Source organism: Brachybacterium tyrofermentans (assembly GCF_039526165.1).
GTDB classification, from domain to species: Bacteria; Actinomycetota; Actinomycetes; order Actinomycetales; family Dermabacteraceae; genus Brachybacterium; species Brachybacterium tyrofermentans.
Map to the genome: position 1 here is coordinate 84,191 of NZ_BAAAIR010000016.1, position 15,214 is coordinate 99,404.

At 69.2% G+C, this 15,214-nt stretch carries 13 protein-coding genes and 2 tRNA genes; 10 read left to right on the top strand and 5 right to left on the bottom strand.

Translation table 11 applies throughout. From position 1 onward, the window contains the following. Positions 1-76 precede the first annotated feature (76 nt). The 3 genes from gyrB (at position 77) to ABD093_RS03425 (ending at position 5,665) form a co-directional block, all read left to right on the top strand. Positions 77-2,191 carry a DNA topoisomerase (ATP-hydrolyzing) subunit B gene (gyrB, locus tag ABD093_RS03415; RefSeq protein WP_377802418.1) on the top strand — a complete coding sequence of 705 codons (2,115 nt, stop codon included), beginning with the start codon at positions 77-79 and terminating at the stop codon, positions 2,189-2,191. Positions 2,192-2,278: 87 nt separating this feature from the next. Then, positions 2,279-5,089: a DNA gyrase subunit A gene (gyrA, locus tag ABD093_RS03420; RefSeq protein ID WP_343922445.1), complete on the top strand. Its 2,811-nt coding sequence runs from the start codon at positions 2,279-2,281 to the stop codon at positions 5,087-5,089. Between the two features lie 3 nt (positions 5,090-5,092). Continuing rightward, on the top strand, positions 5,093-5,665 hold the full coding sequence (locus tag ABD093_RS03425; RefSeq protein ID WP_343922447.1) for a DUF3566 domain-containing protein: 573 nt from the start codon (positions 5,093-5,095) through the stop codon (positions 5,663-5,665). Between the two features lie 148 nt (positions 5,666-5,813). Here the strand turns inward: ABD093_RS03425 and ABD093_RS03430 are convergent, their stop codons facing one another. After that, positions 5,814-6,293 (bottom strand): aminoacyl-tRNA deacylase, encoded by a 480-nt coding sequence (locus ABD093_RS03430; protein WP_343922449.1) that lies wholly within the window; start codon positions 6,291-6,293, stop codon positions 5,814-5,816. 155 nt (positions 6,294-6,448) lie between these two features. Between ABD093_RS03430 and ABD093_RS03435 the strand changes: the two genes are divergently transcribed. After that, positions 6,449-7,240, top strand: coding sequence for a hypothetical protein (locus ABD093_RS03435; protein ID WP_343922451.1), 792 nt, complete (start codon positions 6,449-6,451; stop codon positions 7,238-7,240). Between the two features lie 91 nt (positions 7,241-7,331). After that, positions 7,332-8,708, top strand: a complete 1,377-nt coding sequence (locus ABD093_RS03440; RefSeq protein WP_343922453.1) for a cryptochrome/photolyase family protein — start codon at positions 7,332-7,334, stop codon at positions 8,706-8,708. A 24-nt stretch (positions 8,709-8,732) separates the two neighbouring features. Here ABD093_RS03440 and ABD093_RS03445 read toward each other — a convergent pair whose 3' ends face one another. The 4 genes from ABD093_RS03445 to ABD093_RS03460 form a co-directional block, all read right to left on the bottom strand. Beyond that, positions 8,733-10,340: a molybdopterin-dependent oxidoreductase gene (locus ABD093_RS03445; RefSeq protein ID WP_343922455.1), complete on the bottom strand. Its 1,608-nt coding sequence runs from the start codon at positions 10,338-10,340 to the stop codon at positions 8,733-8,735. Further along, complete coding sequence (locus ABD093_RS03450) at positions 10,340-11,263, bottom strand: anti-sigma factor (protein ID WP_343922457.1); 924 nt, start codon at positions 11,261-11,263, stop codon at positions 10,340-10,342. Before ABD093_RS03450 ends, ABD093_RS03445 begins: the two co-directional genes overlap by 1 nt. Next, entirely contained in the window at positions 11,260-11,898 is a 639-nt protein-coding gene (sigK, locus tag ABD093_RS03455; protein ID WP_193117683.1) for an ECF RNA polymerase sigma factor SigK, read from the bottom strand. Before sigK ends, ABD093_RS03450 begins: the two co-directional genes overlap by 4 nt. An 88-nt stretch (positions 11,899-11,986) precedes the next feature. Beyond that, the gene (locus ABD093_RS03460; RefSeq protein WP_343922459.1) at positions 11,987-12,691 is read right to left on the bottom strand and encodes a fasciclin domain-containing protein; all 705 of its coding nucleotides are present in this window, start codon (positions 12,689-12,691) and stop codon (positions 11,987-11,989) included. A gap of 208 nt (positions 12,692-12,899) precedes the next feature. On the opposite strand from ABD093_RS03460, the gene ABD093_RS03465 reads away from it, so the two are divergent. The 5 genes from ABD093_RS03465 to ABD093_RS03485 all read left to right on the top strand — a co-directional run bounded on the left by ABD093_RS03465 (position 12,900) and on the right by ABD093_RS03485 (position 15,212). Then, positions 12,900-12,973 (top strand) — tRNA-Ile (locus tag ABD093_RS03465). Positions 12,974-12,994: 21 nt separating this feature from the next. Beyond that, complete coding sequence (locus ABD093_RS03470) at positions 12,995-13,144, top strand: DLW-39 family protein (RefSeq protein WP_193117682.1); 150 nt, start codon at positions 12,995-12,997, stop codon at positions 13,142-13,144. A 34-nt stretch (positions 13,145-13,178) separates the two neighbouring features. Further along, positions 13,179-13,251: transfer RNA gene (locus ABD093_RS03475), tRNA-Ala, on the top strand. Positions 13,252-13,699: 448 nt separating this feature from the next. Beyond that, positions 13,700-14,473, top strand: a complete 774-nt coding sequence (locus ABD093_RS03480) for a CHRD domain-containing protein (RefSeq protein ID WP_343922462.1) — start codon at positions 13,700-13,702, stop codon at positions 14,471-14,473. A 1-nt stretch (position 14,474) separates the two neighbouring features. Beyond that, positions 14,475-15,212 (top strand): class F sortase, encoded by a 738-nt coding sequence (locus ABD093_RS03485; protein WP_343922464.1) that lies wholly within the window; start codon positions 14,475-14,477, stop codon positions 15,210-15,212. Positions 15,213-15,214 lie beyond the last annotated feature (2 nt).

Below are 15,214 nucleotides of genomic sequence, written 5' to 3' on the forward strand. Positions count from 1 at the left end.
CCCTCGGCGCTCTTCCCGGACCGAGGGTTCCCAGGACTGCGAGGAGCCACATCAGGTGAGCGACAGCGACCGCCCCATGCCCGACCAGGATGCACCCCAGGGTGCCCCGGACCCGTCGCCCGATGCGGCCGCAGCGGCACCGGACCCCGCCCCCGTCGTGGGATCCGCCGGTGAGCGCGCAGCCCACGCCCCGGAGCACTACGACGCCTCGGACATCACGGTCCTCGAAGGCCTCGAAGCGGTCCGCAAGCGCCCCGGCATGTACATCGGCTCCACCGGTGAGCGCGGCCTGCACCACATGGTCCAGGAGATCGTCGACAACTGCGTGGACGAGGCGATGGCCGGTCACGGCGACACCATCGAGGTGACGCTGCTGGCCGACGGCGGGGTGAAGGTCGTCGACCACGCCCGTGGCATCCCGGTCGCGATGCACCCCACCGAGGGCAAGCCCGCCGTCGAGCTCGTGCTGACCGTGCTCCATGCCGGCGGCAAGTTCGGCGGCGGCGGCTACGCCGTCTCCGGCGGTCTGCACGGCGTGGGCTCCTCCGTGGTCAATGCCCTGTCCATCCGGATGGAGGTCGAGATCCGCCGCGACGGCCACGTGTGGCGGCAGTGGTACAGCCGGGGCGTGCCGCAGGTCGAGCTCGAGAAGGGCGAGGAGACCGACGAGACCGGCACGACCATCACGTTCTGGGCCGACGACGAGATCTTCGACGAGACCGAGTACGACTTCGAGACGCTGCGCAAGCGGTTCCAGCAGATGGCCTTCCTCAACAAGGGCCTGCGCATCACGCTGACCGACGAGCGGGCCACGGAGGCGTCCGAGGACGACGACGACCTGATCGACGTCGAGCTCGAGGCCGAGAACGCGGAGAAGGACAAGGGTCCCCGCACGATCTCGTACCTGTACAAGCGCGGCCTGCAGGACTTCGTGGAGTTCATCAACACCTCCAAGCGGGCCGAGGTGATCCACCCCGACATCATCTCCTTCGAGTCCGAGGACACCGAGGCGCACATCAGCGTCGAGGTCGCGATGCAGTGGACCGGCGCCTACTCGGAGTCCGTGCACACCTACGCGAACACGATCAACACCCACGAGGGCGGCACCCACGAGGAGGGCTTCCGCTCCTCGCTGACCTCGATCGTCAACCGCTACGGGCGCGCCCAGGGCCTGCTCAAGGAGAAGGACGCCAACCTCACCGGCGAGGACATCCGCGAGGGCCTCACCGCGGTCATCTCCGTGAAGCTCGGCGAGCCGCAGTTCGAGGGCCAGACCAAGACCAAGCTGGGCAACACCATCGCCCGCACCTTCATGGTCAAGGTGATGACCGATCAGCTGCAGGACTGGTTCGTCTCCCATCCCCAGGAGGCCAAGTCCATCGTCCTGAAGGGACAGGCCGCGGCGGCCGCCCGCGAGGCGGCCCGCAAGGCCCGTGACGCGACCCGTCGCAAGTCCCCGCTGGAGACCGGCGGCATGCCCGGCAAGCTGCGCGACTGCTCCTCGCGCAACCCGGCCGAGTCCGAGATCTTCATCGTCGAGGGCGACTCCGCCGGCGGCTCCGCCGTGCAGGGCCGCGACCCGCGCACCCAGGCCATCCTGCCCATCCGCGGCAAGATCCTGAATGTGGAGAAGGCGCGACTGGACCGGGCCCTGGACAACCAGGAGGTCCGCTCGCTGATCACCGCCTTCGGCACCGGCATCGGCGACGACTTCGACGCGACCAAGCTGCGCTATCACAAGATCGTGCTGATGGCCGATGCGGATGTCGACGGCCAGCACATCTGCACCCTGCTGCTGACGCTGCTGTTCCGCTACATGCGCCCGCTCATCGAGCTCGGCCACGTGTTCATCGCGATGCCGCCGCTGTTCCGCCTGAAGTGGACCAACGCCCCGCACGAGTACGTGTTCAGCGATGTGGAGCGCGACGAGCGCCTCGAGGCCGGCCGCGCCGCCGGTCGCCGGATCCCGCGCGACAACGGGATCCAGCGCTACAAGGGTCTGGGCGAGATGGACTGGAAGGAGCTCCAGGCCACCACGATGGACACCAACACGCGCACGCTGAAGCAGGTCACGGTCGATGAGGCCGCCGACGCCGACACCATCTTCTCCGTCCTGATGGGTGATGACGTCGAGTCCCGGCGCCGGTTCATCCAGGAGAACGCCAAGGACGTCCGCTTCCTCGACATCTGATCTCGGCACCCGGAGCGGCGCAGGGCGAGAGCCCGCGCCCCTGGGAGCGCCACGACCATCGGCCCCACCTGAAAGGCCTCCCGCCTCATGAGCGACACCCCGCAGGACCCCACGAACCCCGACGAGAACCCCGAGCTGCCTGCGGGGATGGCCGGACAGGCCACCCCCGAGGGTGCCCACGAGGTCTCGACCTCCGAGGCGACGGACCGCACCGTCACCCTCGTCGACCCGCTCGATGAGCACGAGATCGACCGCATCACCCAGGTCGACCTCAACCAGGAGATGCAGCGCTCCTACCTCGACTACGCGATGAGTGTGATCGTCTCGCGCGCGCTGCCCGACGTGCGCGACGGCCTCAAGCCCGTGCACCGTCGGATCGTCTACGCGATGTACGACGGCGGCTACCGCCCCGACCGCTCCTTCTCGAAGTGCGCGAAGGTCGTCGGCGAGGTCATGGGCAACTACCATCCCCACGGCGACAGCGCGATCTACGACGCCATGGTGCGCCTCGTGCAGCCCTGGGCGATGCGCTACCCGCTGATCCTGGGCCAGGGGAACTTCGGCTCCCCGGGCGACGACGGCGCGGCCGCCCCGCGATACACCGAGTGCAAGATGGCCCCGCTGGCCCTCGAGCTCGTGCGCGACATCGACCAGGAGACGGTCGATATGCAGGGCAACTACGACAACACCGTCGACGAGCCCGTCGTGCTGCCCGCCCGTTTCCCGAACCTGCTGGTCAACGGCTCCTCCGGCATCGCCGTGGGCATGGCCACGAACATCCCGCCGCACAACCTGCGCGAGGTCGCCGATGCCGTGCAGTGGCTGCTGAAGAACCACGAGGCCACGAAGCCCGAGCTGCTGGACGCGTGCCTGCGCTTCATCAAGGGCCCCGATTTCCCCAGCGGCGCCACCATCGCCGGCACCAAGGGCATCGAGGAGGCGTACCGCACCGGTCGCGGCTCCATCTCCCAGCGCGCCGTGGTCTCCACCGAGGAGATCAACGGACGCATGTCCCTCGTGGTCACCGAGCTGCCGTACCAGGTCAACCCGGACAACCTCGCGCGCAAGATCGCGGAGATGGTCAAGCTCGGGAAGATCCAGGGCATCGCCGACATCACCGACGAGACCTCCGGCCGCACCGGTCAGCGCCTGGTCATCACGCTCAAGCGCGACGCCGTCGCGAAGGTCGTGCTGAACAACCTCTTCAAGCACACCCAGCTCCAGGAGAACTTCTCCGCGAACATGCTGGCGCTCGCGAACGGGGTGCCCCGCACCCTGTCGATCGACTCCTTCGTGCGCGAGTGGACCAAGCACCAGATCGACGTCATCGTGCGTCGTACCCGGTACCGCCTGCGCAAGGCCGAGGAGCAGATCCACATCTACCGCGGCTACCTCAAGGCGCTCGACGCGCTCGACGAGGTCATCGCCCTGATCCGTCGCTCCCCGGACGCCGACGAGGCGCGCGTGGGGCTGATGAACATGCTCGAGATCGACGAGATCCAGGCCAATGCGATCCTCGCGATGCAGCTGCGCCGCCTGGCCGCCCTGGAGCGTCAGAAGATCACCGATGAGCACAACCGCCTGCAGGCCCTCATCGAGGAGTACACCGCGATCCTGGAGTCGCCGGTGCGCCAGCGCGAGATCGTCTCCGAGGAGCTGCAGGAGATCGTCGACAAGTACGGCGACGACCGCCGCACCGAGATCCTGCCCTTCGACGGCGACATGTCCATGGAGGACCTGATCCCCGAGGAGGACGTGGTCGTCACGATCACCCGCGGCGGGTACGTCAAGCGCACCCGGGAGGACCAGTACCGCGCCCAGAAGCGCGGCGGCAAGGGAGTGCGCGGTGCCTCGCTGCGGGCGGACGACGTCGTCGAGCACTTCTTCACCACCACGACGCACCGCTGGCTGTTGTTCTTCACCAACCAGGGTCGGGTCTATCGCGCCAAGGGCTACGAGCTGCCGGAGGCGGCGCGTGACGCCAAGGGCCAGCACGTCGCCAACCTGATGGCGTTCCAGCCGGACGAGAGCATCGCCTCCGTGCTCGCGATCGACACCTATGAGGACACCCAGTACCTGGTGCTCGCGACGGCCTCCGGCCTGGTGAAGAAGACGGCCCTGACGGCCTTCGACTCGAACCGCAGCGGCGGCATCATCGCGATCAACCTGCGCGACATCGACGGGATCGACGGCGCCCAGCCGGACCGCGTGATCGCGGCCCGTGCGGTCAACGCCGACGACCACCTGATCCTGGTCTCCCGCAACGGCCAGTCCGTGCGGTTCCCGGCGGCGGACGACGTGCTGCGGCCGACCGGCCGTGCCACCAGCGGTGTGACGGGCATGAAGTTCCGCCACGACGACGAGCTGCTGGCGATGGACGTGCTGCGCCCCGACCAGTTCGTGATCACCGTGACCGACGGAGGCTATGCCAAGCGCACCAGCCTCGACGAGTACCGCGTGCAGGGCCGTGGCGGCCTGGGCATCCGGGTCGCGAAGCTCCCCGACGACCGCGGCCATCTGGTGGGTGCGGCCGCCGTGGACGAGTCCGACGAGCTGCTCGTGGTGATGGAGAAGGGCCGTGTGGTCCGCTCCCGCGTCGCCGAGGTGCCGTCGAAGGGCCGTACGACGATGGGCGTGGTCTTCGCCAAGCCCGACAAGGGCGATCGGATCCTGCTGGTCACCACCAGCCCCGAGTCCGAGATCGACGAGGAGATCGAGGGCGCCGAGGCACCCGTGCTCGCGGATGTCGAGGGGGAGAGCGCGGACGTCGCAGATGGGGATGCTGTGGAGATCGCGTCCGACGGGGAGTCGGAGCAGGACCAGGCACCGTCCGATGATCTAGGCTCAGACCCGTCCGAGAAATCGCCGGCCGGCGACGACGACCAGATCGAGGAGTGATCCGTGAGCACGAGTGACTCGAGGGCCGCGAGCGGTACCACGACGTCTCCGGAGGCGACCACCAAGCTCCCGTCGTTCGAGGACGGCGCTGAGGGCGGCACGACAGCCAGCTCGGAGCAGTCGATCGGTTCCGGCAAGGGGTCGGCGTCCAAGGGCGCCAGCCGCAGCCCGAAGAAGACGACGACGTCGTCGCCTGCCGCCGAGGCCGAGAAGCGCGGCCCCCGCCGCGTGCGCCTCACGCTGGCGCGACTCGACCCGTTCTCGGTGATGAAGCTGTCCTTCCTGGTGGCGATCGCGATCGGTATCGCGACCGTCGTGGCCGTGATCCTGACCTGGAACCTCGTCGACGCGATCGGCCTGTGGGACAAGATCGACCAGCTGGGGCGCGACCTCAACGGCGGCAGCCCGCTGCCGTTCATGGAGTTCTTCCAGTTCTCGAAGATGGTCAGCTACGGCACCATCGTCGCCGTGGTGAACGTCGTGATCATCACCGCGCTCGGCACGCTGCTGGCCTTCCTCTACAACCTGGTGGCGGCGCTGCTGGGCGGACTGAAGCTGACCTTCACCGACGAGTGACCGGTCGCGCCGAGCAGGCGCACCACCTCGCCGGGCACCGGGCGGGCACCCTCGCGGTGCCCGCCCGTTCGGTGTTTCGGCGGTGCTGTCCCGAGTCCGTCCCGTGCCCTGTTTCCGGGCCGGAGTCCTGCGGATCCGGGGGGCAGGGTTACGGGGCCTGCAGGTCGGTGACGTCGGCGACCTGGGCGTGGAGGCGGGAGAGGGCCGCTTCGGCGTTGACGGTCGCGGCGACGCCGTGGGAGCCGGCGCCCAGGGAGATCCGTCGTTCGAGATCCCCGCTGAGGTCGAGGTCGGCGACGACGGGCCAGGCCGTGGTGGAGCCGAACGGGGTGATGGTGCCGCGCTCGTACCCGGTGGCCTGCTGTGCGACGTCCTTGTCCGGCATGGACAGGCGGTTCACGCCGAGGAACGAGCGCAGCTTGGGCCAGGAGATCTCCCGATCACCCGGGACCAGCACGAACAGGTACTCGCCCTCGGCGCGGCGCACCACGAGGGTCTTGATGATGTCCCGCGGCTCGACCCCCCGGGCGGCGGCCGCCTCCGCGAGGGAGCCGACCCTCCCGTGGCGGGTGATCTCGAACTCGAGACCGGAGGCCGTCAGGGCATCGACCGCACGCTGTTCGCTCATGCCCCCACTCTAGGGACCGCCCGCGCATCCGGTGTGACCCAGGCGCTGTTCACAGGCCGTCAGCACAACGCCTCGGTCGCCCTCGGGCGAGGGGCGAGCGTGCGACCGACCACGGGATCCTCGGGATGAGCGCGTCATCTCGCTAGGGTCGGAGGATGTCCTCCTCGACGACCTCCGCCCCCACGCTCCCCGACGCCCCGGAGGACTATCCCTGGACCGGCCCCGCCGTGCGCTCGGCGCTCCTGCTGGGCAGCGGGATCGTGGATCTGGATCCGGAAGGTGCCGACGACGCCCCGACCGAGGCATCGACCGGGGACCGGGACCGTGCGCTCGTGGATGTCGCCACGATCGATCAGGCCCTCGCCGCCGAGGGGGCTGCGCCGCTCGCCGAGCGCACCCTGGTGGTGGCCGTCGGCTCGAACCAGACCCCGGAGACGATCGCCCGCAAGTACGCCCGCTCCGGCCGTGACCTGCAGATCGCCACCCCGTTCGTGCGCTGCACCGTGCACGGCCTGGCCGTCGGACACTGCGCCCACACCTCTGCCCGCGGGTACATCCCCGCCGCCCCGTACCGGGCTGACGGCGAGCGGATGGAGCTCGTGGCCACGTGGTTCGACGATGCCCAGCTCGCAGTGGTCGACGAGACCGAACCGAACTACGAGCGGGTGCGCCTGGACGCCTCGCGGTTCCCGCTCACCCTCGCCACCGGGGAGGCACCCGCGCACTACGACGTGTACGCCTCCAGCTGGGGCGTCGTCGCCCACGAGCGTCCCATCCCGCTGCGTCACCGTCAGCAGGAGATGTTCGACGAGCTGGTCGCGATCACCGGGGCCCCGGTGCTGATCGGGCACGCCGCCGAGGTGTGCGCCCGCCTGGCCGTGGCGCCCGACGCGCTGAACACCCTGGTCCGTGAGCACGGCCTGGTGGCCGAGGACGGGCTTCGCTGAGGACGGGCTCCCCTGGGGACCGTGGTGCCCTCGTGCGAATATATGTAGCTAAGCTATATAGATCAGTCAATCGTGCGAGAGAAGGGCCAGCATGACGACGTCGATCTGGTGGGTGCGGGACGATCTGCGGATCCACGACAACCCGGCCCTGCGGGCCGGGGCGGCCGACGGCGAGGTGGTGGCCGTGCACGTGGACGAGCAGATCGCCGGGGTGCGTCCACCCGGGGCCGCCTCGCTGTGGTGGCTTCACCATTCGCTGACCGAGCTCGGAGCTCGGCTGCGCGAGCACGGGGTGCCGCTGGTCCTGCTCAGCGGCGACCCCGAGCAGCTCATCCCACAGCTCGTGGAGGACACCGCGGCCCAGGCCGTGGTCTGGACCCGTCGTTATCACGAGCCCCGTCGCGCGGTGGATGCCCGCCTGAAGGCGAGACTGCGGGAGAGCGGGCTGAGGGCCGAGAGCGTCGACGGCTATCTGCTCCACGAGCCGTGGACGATCTCCACGCAGGCGGGAGACCCCTACAAGGTCTACTCGCCGTTCGCACGGGCCTGCCGCGAGACCGCAGAGCCCCGCCTCCCCGAGGGGCCGCCGCCGCGGCTGCGTGGACCCGAGCTCACCGGGTCCCAGGACAGCAGCCGCTGGCTCGACGAGGTCGAGTTCGCCCGGGCCCTGGAGGGCCGCGGATGGCTCCCGACGGCGCCGGACTGGGCCGGTGGGCTGCGCGAGGCCTGGACCCCGGGGGAGATGGGCGCCCGGGCACGCCTGGATGCCCTCGAGAACGTGCTCGACCAGTATGCGGAGGATCGGGATCGACCCGGCATCGACGGGACGTCGGGACTGTCCCCGCACCTGCGCTACGGGGAGGTGTCCCCGCACGAGGTCTGGCACCGCAGCCTGACGTCGGGCCGCGCGACGGGCCCGGAGACGTTCCGCTCGGAGCTGCTGTGGCGGGAGTTCGCGTGGCACCGCCTCTACCACCTGCCCGATCTCGCGACTCGCAACGTGCGACCCCGGTTCGACGCCTTCGACTGGCGGGACGACGAGGAGGGCCTTCGTGCCTGGCAGCAGGGCAGCACAGGCATCGACCTGGTCGATGCCGGGATGCGGGAGCTCTGGGTGACCGGGTGGATGCACAACCGGGTGCGCCTGGTCGTCGCCTCGTTCCTCACCAAGAACCTGCGCGTGCACTGGCGTCGCGGGGAGGAGTGGTTCTGGGACACCCTGGTCGACGCCGACGAGGCCTCCAACCCGTTCAACTGGCAGTGGGTGGCCGGCACCGGCGATGACGCCGCCCCGTACTTCCGGGTGTTCAACCCCGACCGGCAGCAGAGCCGGTTCGACGGCGAGGGCCGCTATGTGCGTCGATGGGTTCCTGAGATCGGGACCGACCACCGAGCAGCTCCCGTGGTCGATCTGCGCGCTTCCCGTGAGGAGGCCCTGGCGGCCCACGACGCGATCACGGCTCCCTGACCCCGCGCCGACCGATCCTCCGCCTCATTCGACGGTGAACTCGATCGTGTGCCATCCGCTCGCACCGTTCGGCACCGGATTCGCCCGCTCCTCGGTCTGCTGCTCACCATCGCCGCCGGTGGCCCGCACCGAGACGCTGTGATCGCCGGCGGTGGCGTCCTCCCACTGCAGTGACCATTGGACCCAGGTGTCGGCGCTGACCTCCGCACCCAGCTCCGCCTCGCGCCAGTCGCCGTCGTCGATCCTCACCTCGACGGCGGAGATCCCGCGCTGCTGCGCCCAGGCGGTGCCGCCGAGCATCACGGCGCCGTCGGCATCCGGGGAGAGCTTCCCGAAGGATCGCGGCACGTCCACGCGGGAGGCGATCTTGATGGGGCCGCGCTCGGACCAGCCGCGATCGGTCCAATAGGCGGTCTCGTCGGCGAAACGGGTCACGGTCAGCTCGGTGAGCCACTTCGTGGCCGAGACGTACCCGTACAGGCCGGGGACGACCATCCGCACCGGATACCCGTGGTCCTGGGGCAGCGGCTCACCGTTCATCCCCACGGCGATCAACGAGTCGCGGTCGTCGGTCAGGGCCTCGATCGGCGTGGAGGCGGTGAAGCCGTCGATGGAGCGGGAGAGCACCATGTCGGCCCCGTCCTTGACGCCCACGCGGTCCAGCAGCGTGCGCACCGGCACGCCGAGCCACGTCGCGTTCCCGGCGAGATCTCCGCCGACGGTGTTGGAGACGCAGGTCAGCGTCACATGCTTCTCGATCATCGGCTCGGCGAGCAGCTGCTCGAACGTCAGCGTGAGCTCGCGGTCGACCAGTCCGTGGATCCGCAGCTCCCAGGTCGTCGGATCGACGCGGGGGACGGCGAGGGCCGTGTCGATCCGGTAGAAGTCGTCGTTCGGCGTGAGGTACGCGGGCATGCCCTCGACGTCCACCTGGGCGTCGGCGGGGATCTCCTCGGCGCGGGTGCGCGGCGTGGGCAGGGCGAACCCGGCGGCCTTGCTCGCGATCTCGCGGCTCGCGTTGACCCCTCGAGCACCCGCCGCGACGATGACGGCGAGGATGCCGACCGCCCCGACGCCCACCAGGGATCGCCGTCGGGACCAGCCCGCCGCGTTCCCCGGTACGACATCGGCCCTCGCACCTGCGGAGGGAGCGCGCACGGCGCGCAGCAGGAGCAGCAGCGTCGGGACCGCGACCGCTGTTCCGAGCACGGTCGGGATCGCGTCGGGCACGGAGTTCTGCGCCCGGGTCAGCACGATGATCGTGGCGAAGGCGCCGAGTCCCGCCAGCACGGCGGCTGCCGTGCGGGGCCGACGGGATCCGAGGGCCCCGTTCAACGCCGTGAGCACCAGATACACCACGACCATCGAGGCGAACAGGACCAGCTTGTCCTTGGTGCCGAACAGGCCGATCGCCAGGTCCTTCACCCAGGGCGGGATGATGTCGATGAACCCGCCGCCGACGGCCACGAACGGCGCCGAGGAGGAGCTGAAGGCGAGGGAGACCAGCTCCGCGACGGCCAGCAGCACGATCCCGCCGATCACGCCGGCGAGCACCGACCACCAGGGGACCTCGGGCCGTGCAGCGCGGGGGCCGCGGGCGGAGGACTCCTGGCGGTCGGTGTGTGTGTTCATCACAACTCCTGGATCGCGATCACGTCGGTGGGTTCCTCCGAACCGCCGGCCGGTTCGATGCTGAGACCGATCTGGGCCGTCGGGGACATCTTTTCTCGTGCCATCACGATCTGGTCCGGCTCGGAGATCAAGCCTGCATCCTTCGCGGTGCCGTCCACGATCCAGAGCTGATAGGTGCTGTCGCTCGGCAGCTCCGGGAGTCCAGCGGCCTGGACGATCATGGCCTGCTGGTCCCGGGAGTACATGACGTGCAGGTCCCCGCCGTGGGCGGAGGGCACGGTGAGCTGGGAGGTGTCGTCCGCCGCCATGAGTGCGGAGATCATCTCCTGCTCCTCGTCCGAGCCGGCCTGCTGCGATTCCAGGGCCTCGATGGTCGCCCGCGCATCGTCCCGGGCAGCCCGCTCCGAGCTCCAGAGACCGACGCCTGCGACGCTCGTGACCATCAGCGCCGCAGCGGCGACGGACAGCCAGCGTGAGCGCCGGACGCTGGACCGGTAGCGATCCAGGGGGATCACGGTGGCGTCATGGCCCCCATCTGCCGCATCTGATCCGGCGTCGCTCTCGGGGCCGGTCGTGCTCCCGGATGTCGCTGCGGTCTCGGTTTCCGCGTCGGTGGGCGGCACGCCGGCCCGGCGATGGGTCGCCGCGCGCGGTGCCGACCGGTCCTCCTCGGAGGAGTCCTGGTCCACCGTGGACAGCTGGGGAGTCTGCGAGATCCGCGCCATCAGCGAGGACTTCAGCTCGGGGCGAGGGGCCTCCGGCTCGAGACCGCGGGCGAGCTCACCGGCGGTCTCCTCGAGGGAGTGCGCCTCGGACGCTGCGTCGGGATCCTGGGCGAGGAAGTCCTCGATCAGGGCGCGCTCGTCGGCGTCCAGGGCGTTCAGGGCCCAGGCGCCGGTCATATCACGCTTCTGCTCGTTCACGAGGTCACCCCCAGACTGTCTCGGAGGACGATCATTCCGTCCCGTATTCGGGTCTTGGCCGTTCCCAGCGGGATATCGAGGATCTTCGCGACCTCGCTGTGGCTGTAGCCGGAGAAGTACGCCAGTCGGATGGCGTCGGACTGGAGCGGTGTCAGCGATCGCATCGCCGTGGCGACCCGTTGCGACTCCACCCTCATGATCCCCTCCTCCTGCACGTCCACGACGTTCTCGTCCAGTGCGCGCAGCCCTTCTGCGGAGTCGCGGCGCCGGGAGGCGTCGACGGAGCGGACGGTGTCGACGGCACGGCGGTGGGCGATGGTGCAGATCCACCCGTGGGCCGAGCCTCGTCGGGCATCGAACCGGGGAGCCTGCTTCCAGATCTCCACGAACACCTCCTGCAGCACTTCCTCGCTGATCGATACATCTCTGACAACACGCTTGACCAGGGCGAACAACAAGGACGAGGTGCGGTCGTAGAGATCGGAGAAGGCATCCTCCTGCCCTTCGCCGACTCGGTGCAGCAGCTCTGCGATAGCGGAGGCGGCGGAATCGTCCGGTACGCCTCCTCGCGGAGCAGTCAGCGGCTGCGCTGCTGACCGGGGCGGGTCATGCGACGGGGGAGGATCGTGCGCCATTCACAGCTCCTTGGAGGACAGTGCGAGCGGGCGGGGAGATCGACGATGGTTCCCCGCCCGCTCAACGTGTCCATCCAGTGTGCGCGGTTCAGCTGGCGTCCGCCATCGACGGCGGCATCAGAACGGTATCGACCAGGTACACGGTCGCGTTCTGGGTCTGGACGCCGCCGCAGATCACGGTCGAGCCGTTGACCATGAGGTCGTCACCGCTGCCGGTGATCTCGACGTCTTCGCCCTGCACCGTGGTCTGGGTCGAGTCGGCGATCTCGTCAGGAGTGATCTGGCCGGGAACCACGTGGTAGGTCAGGACGGTGGACAGGCTGTCCGCGTCCATCACGAGGGCGTTCAGGTCGTCCTCGGGGATGGCGCCGAAGGCGTCATCGACCGGGGCGAACACGGTGAACTCGTCCCCATCGAGGGTGTCGACGAGGTTCACGTCGGGGTTCAGCTCGCCCGAGACCGCCGAGGTGAGGGTGGTGAGCAACGGGTTGTTGGAGGCCGCAACGCTCAGCGGATCCTGGGACATGCCCTCGACCGATCCGTCGCCGTCCGGGACCATCGAGGCGTAGTCGGCGCACCCGGCGCCGACGAGATTCGCCGCGGGATCCATGTCCATGTCGTCCATGTCCTCGTCGGAGCCCATGCCGCCGCCGTCGGAGGCCTGGCTCTCGCCGGCCGCGGGCTGCTGGTCGTCCGTCTCGCCGTCGTCGCTCATACCACCAGAGCACGCGCTCATCAGTGCGACGGTGGCGGCGAGGGCTCCGAGCTTGGGAAGCATCGTTCGAGTATTCATGGCGGTCTCCTTGGTGATCCGTTGCTGACACCGCAGCGGCGTCATGCACAGAGTTCGGAGCCGCCGGGCCGACGGATTGGAACGGCCCGGATGTCTTCCTGTGACCTCCCGTACACCCGCCCAGGTCGGTTGGACGAGAGGGGAGGGGGGCTGTAATGTTGTTCGTCGGTGGTTGACGTCGAAAGTTGATGTCGAGATCAGCCCCTACGGGCCTATAGCTCAGTCGGTTAGAGCGCTGTCCTGATAAGACAGAGGTCACTGGTTCAAGTCCAGTTAGGCCCACTTCGAGGATCGGAGGACACGATGAAGACGTTCATCAAGGTTGCAGCAGTCCTGATCGGCACGTCCGCGGCCGGTCTCCTCACCTGGCGGAAGATCGAGTCTGATCGTCTTCGCAACGATCTCTGGACTGAGGCCGAGAAGGTCTCCTCCCAGCAGGACACGTCCGCCTGATCTGCCGGAAGGTACGATCGACACAAATGGATACGGGGACTTAGCTCAGTTGGTAGAGCGGTAGCTTTGCAAGCTTCAGGTCAGGGGTTCGACCCCCCTAGTCTCCACGTATAGCAGGTCAGAGGCCCTTTCCCGAGTCGGGGGAGGGCCTCTGTGCTGTCTCGGATCAGGAGGGCGCGAGGCGATCGAGCTCCTCATCGGCGCGAGCTCCGGCGCCGTCCCAGGGCGACCAGGCCGGTTCGCGGAGGCCGGGGCATTGCTCCGGGAGCGTGACCGACCTCCACGTTCCGCGAGCCCGGGGGCCCTGGCGCCCTCGGGCTCGTCGTCGCGCTGAGCCGTCTCGCTGTGTCGTCTCGCATGCGCCGCGCCGTGCCGCCGCGCCATGCCGCCGGTCCATGCCGTCGGTCCGTCGCCGACCAGCGTCGTCGGCCTGTCGGCGATCTGATCTCAGAAAGATCTGTGATCCGTCCAATCCGATCCCCTCCGGGCTCCGAACCACTCCCACGTCACCGTCCTCGGCAGTCGCACGGCTGTCCGGTGGCCCACGAAGGAGTCATGATGCGCACGACGACGAAGCGAGTGCTCCCCCTGTTCGCGGCCACGGCCATGCTCGGCATGTTCGGAGCATCCGGCGCCGCGCTGGCAGAGGGTCCTGACACGACCTCCCTGGAAGCCAACCTCACCGAGCTCAACGATTCCGGCGCCTCGGGCTCCGCCTGGGTCACGCTCGACGGCAATGAGGTCACGGTGAAGCTGGACAGTGCAGGCTTGCTGGCCGGCGCTCCCCATGCTCAGCACATCCACATCGGTGGCAAGAACGAGTGCCCCGATCCGGGGATGGAGGGCACCGGGTTCGAGGGTGCGATCCGCACCACCGATGCCGCCGATTCCTATGGCGCGGTCGCGGTCTCCCTGACCAACGACGGTGACACCAGCCCCGACAGCGCCCTGGCGGTGGACCGATTCCCGGCCGGTGAGGGCGGCACCTATGAGCGCACCTTCGAGGTCAGCGACGACGTCGCCGCGAGCCTGGCCAAGGGCGAGGGCTCCGTGGTGCTCCACGGCGTGGACCACAACGGCAACGGCACCTACGACGGTGACCAGATGTCCGATCTGGACGAGTCGCTGCCGTCCGAGGCCACTGACCCCGCCGCCTGTGGTGCGCTCCAGGTGAGCCAGATGGCCGATATGCCCGAGGGTGGCGCCGAGACCGGTGACGGCACCACTGCCGGCATCGAGAACGCCGGCATGATGGTCGCTGGCGGTGGCCTGATCGCCGCTGCATTCGCCGGTGCGGTCGCGCTCCGCAAGCGTGCGCTCCAGAAGTGACATGACCCCTCAGGGATCATCCCGCCAGGGCGGCGGCCGTCGACTGATGGTCGCCGCCCTGGTGGTGGTCGCGCTCCTCGGCGCGACGCTGCTCGTCATCTCGCTGACCGGCCAGGTCGGCGACCCACCGCAGCCCGAGCTGCGCTCTCAGGGGCCCGAGGTCTCCGACGGGGGCAGTGCGGAGCCCTCAGCAGTCCCCAGCACCGCGGCCGAGGAGCCCGACGAGGAGCCGCAGATCGCTGAGCCCGACCCCACGGAGGAGGCAGCTACCCCCGTGGCGCCCCTGGATAGATCCGAGCCGACGTCGATGACGATCCCGTCGATCGGCGTGGACGAGGAGCTCTTCCCGATCGGGCTCGGGCAGAACGGCGAGCTGCTCGCCCCCCAGGGCGACCGCGCGAACCAGCCGGCCTGGTTCGACGGGTCACCCACCCCCGGGGAGAACGGTCCGTCGGTCATCGAAGGGCACGTGACCTGGCATGGCGACCCATCGGTCTTCTTCGAGCTCGGCGGTCTCGCCCCCGGCGACCGGATCGACGTCGAACGGGAGGACGGGACCACCGCGACCTTCGAGGTCTACGACTCCGCTCGCTATCCCAAGGACGAGTTCCCCACGCTCGCGGTCTACGGCCGCACAGACGGTCCGGAGCTGCGCGTCATCACCTGCGGCGGAGATCTCGACGCCGACGGACACCACCTCGACAACACTGTCGTCTTCGCCCGCCTCGTCCAGAACTGAGG

Coding starts and splice junctions, on each gene's coding strand:
- gyrB (WP_377802418.1), top strand. CDS start 77: ATGCCCGACCAGGATGCACCCCAGGGTGCCCCGGACCCGTCGCCCGAT.
- gyrA (WP_343922445.1), top strand. CDS start 2,279: ATGAGCGACACCCCGCAGGACCCCACGAACCCCGACGAGAACCCCGAG.
- ABD093_RS03430 (WP_343922449.1), bottom strand. CDS start 6,293: ATGAGCGAACAGCGTGCGGTCGATGCCCTGACGGCCTCCGGTCTCGAG.
- ABD093_RS03435 (WP_343922451.1), top strand. CDS start 6,449: ATGTCCTCCTCGACGACCTCCGCCCCCACGCTCCCCGACGCCCCGGAG.
- ABD093_RS03440 (WP_343922453.1), top strand. CDS start 7,332: ATGACGACGTCGATCTGGTGGGTGCGGGACGATCTGCGGATCCACGAC.
- ABD093_RS03445 (WP_343922455.1), bottom strand. CDS start 10,340: ATGAACACACACACCGACCGCCAGGAGTCCTCCGCCCGCGGCCCCCGC.
- sigK (WP_193117683.1), bottom strand. CDS start 11,898: ATGGCGCACGATCCTCCCCCGTCGCATGACCCGCCCCGGTCAGCAGCG.
- ABD093_RS03460 (WP_343922459.1), bottom strand. CDS start 12,691: ATGAATACTCGAACGATGCTTCCCAAGCTCGGAGCCCTCGCCGCCACC.
- ABD093_RS03470 (WP_193117682.1), top strand. CDS start 12,995: ATGAAGACGTTCATCAAGGTTGCAGCAGTCCTGATCGGCACGTCCGCG.
- ABD093_RS03480 (WP_343922462.1), top strand. CDS start 13,700: ATGATGCGCACGACGACGAAGCGAGTGCTCCCCCTGTTCGCGGCCACG.
- ABD093_RS03485 (WP_343922464.1), top strand. CDS start 14,475: ATGACCCCTCAGGGATCATCCCGCCAGGGCGGCGGCCGTCGACTGATG.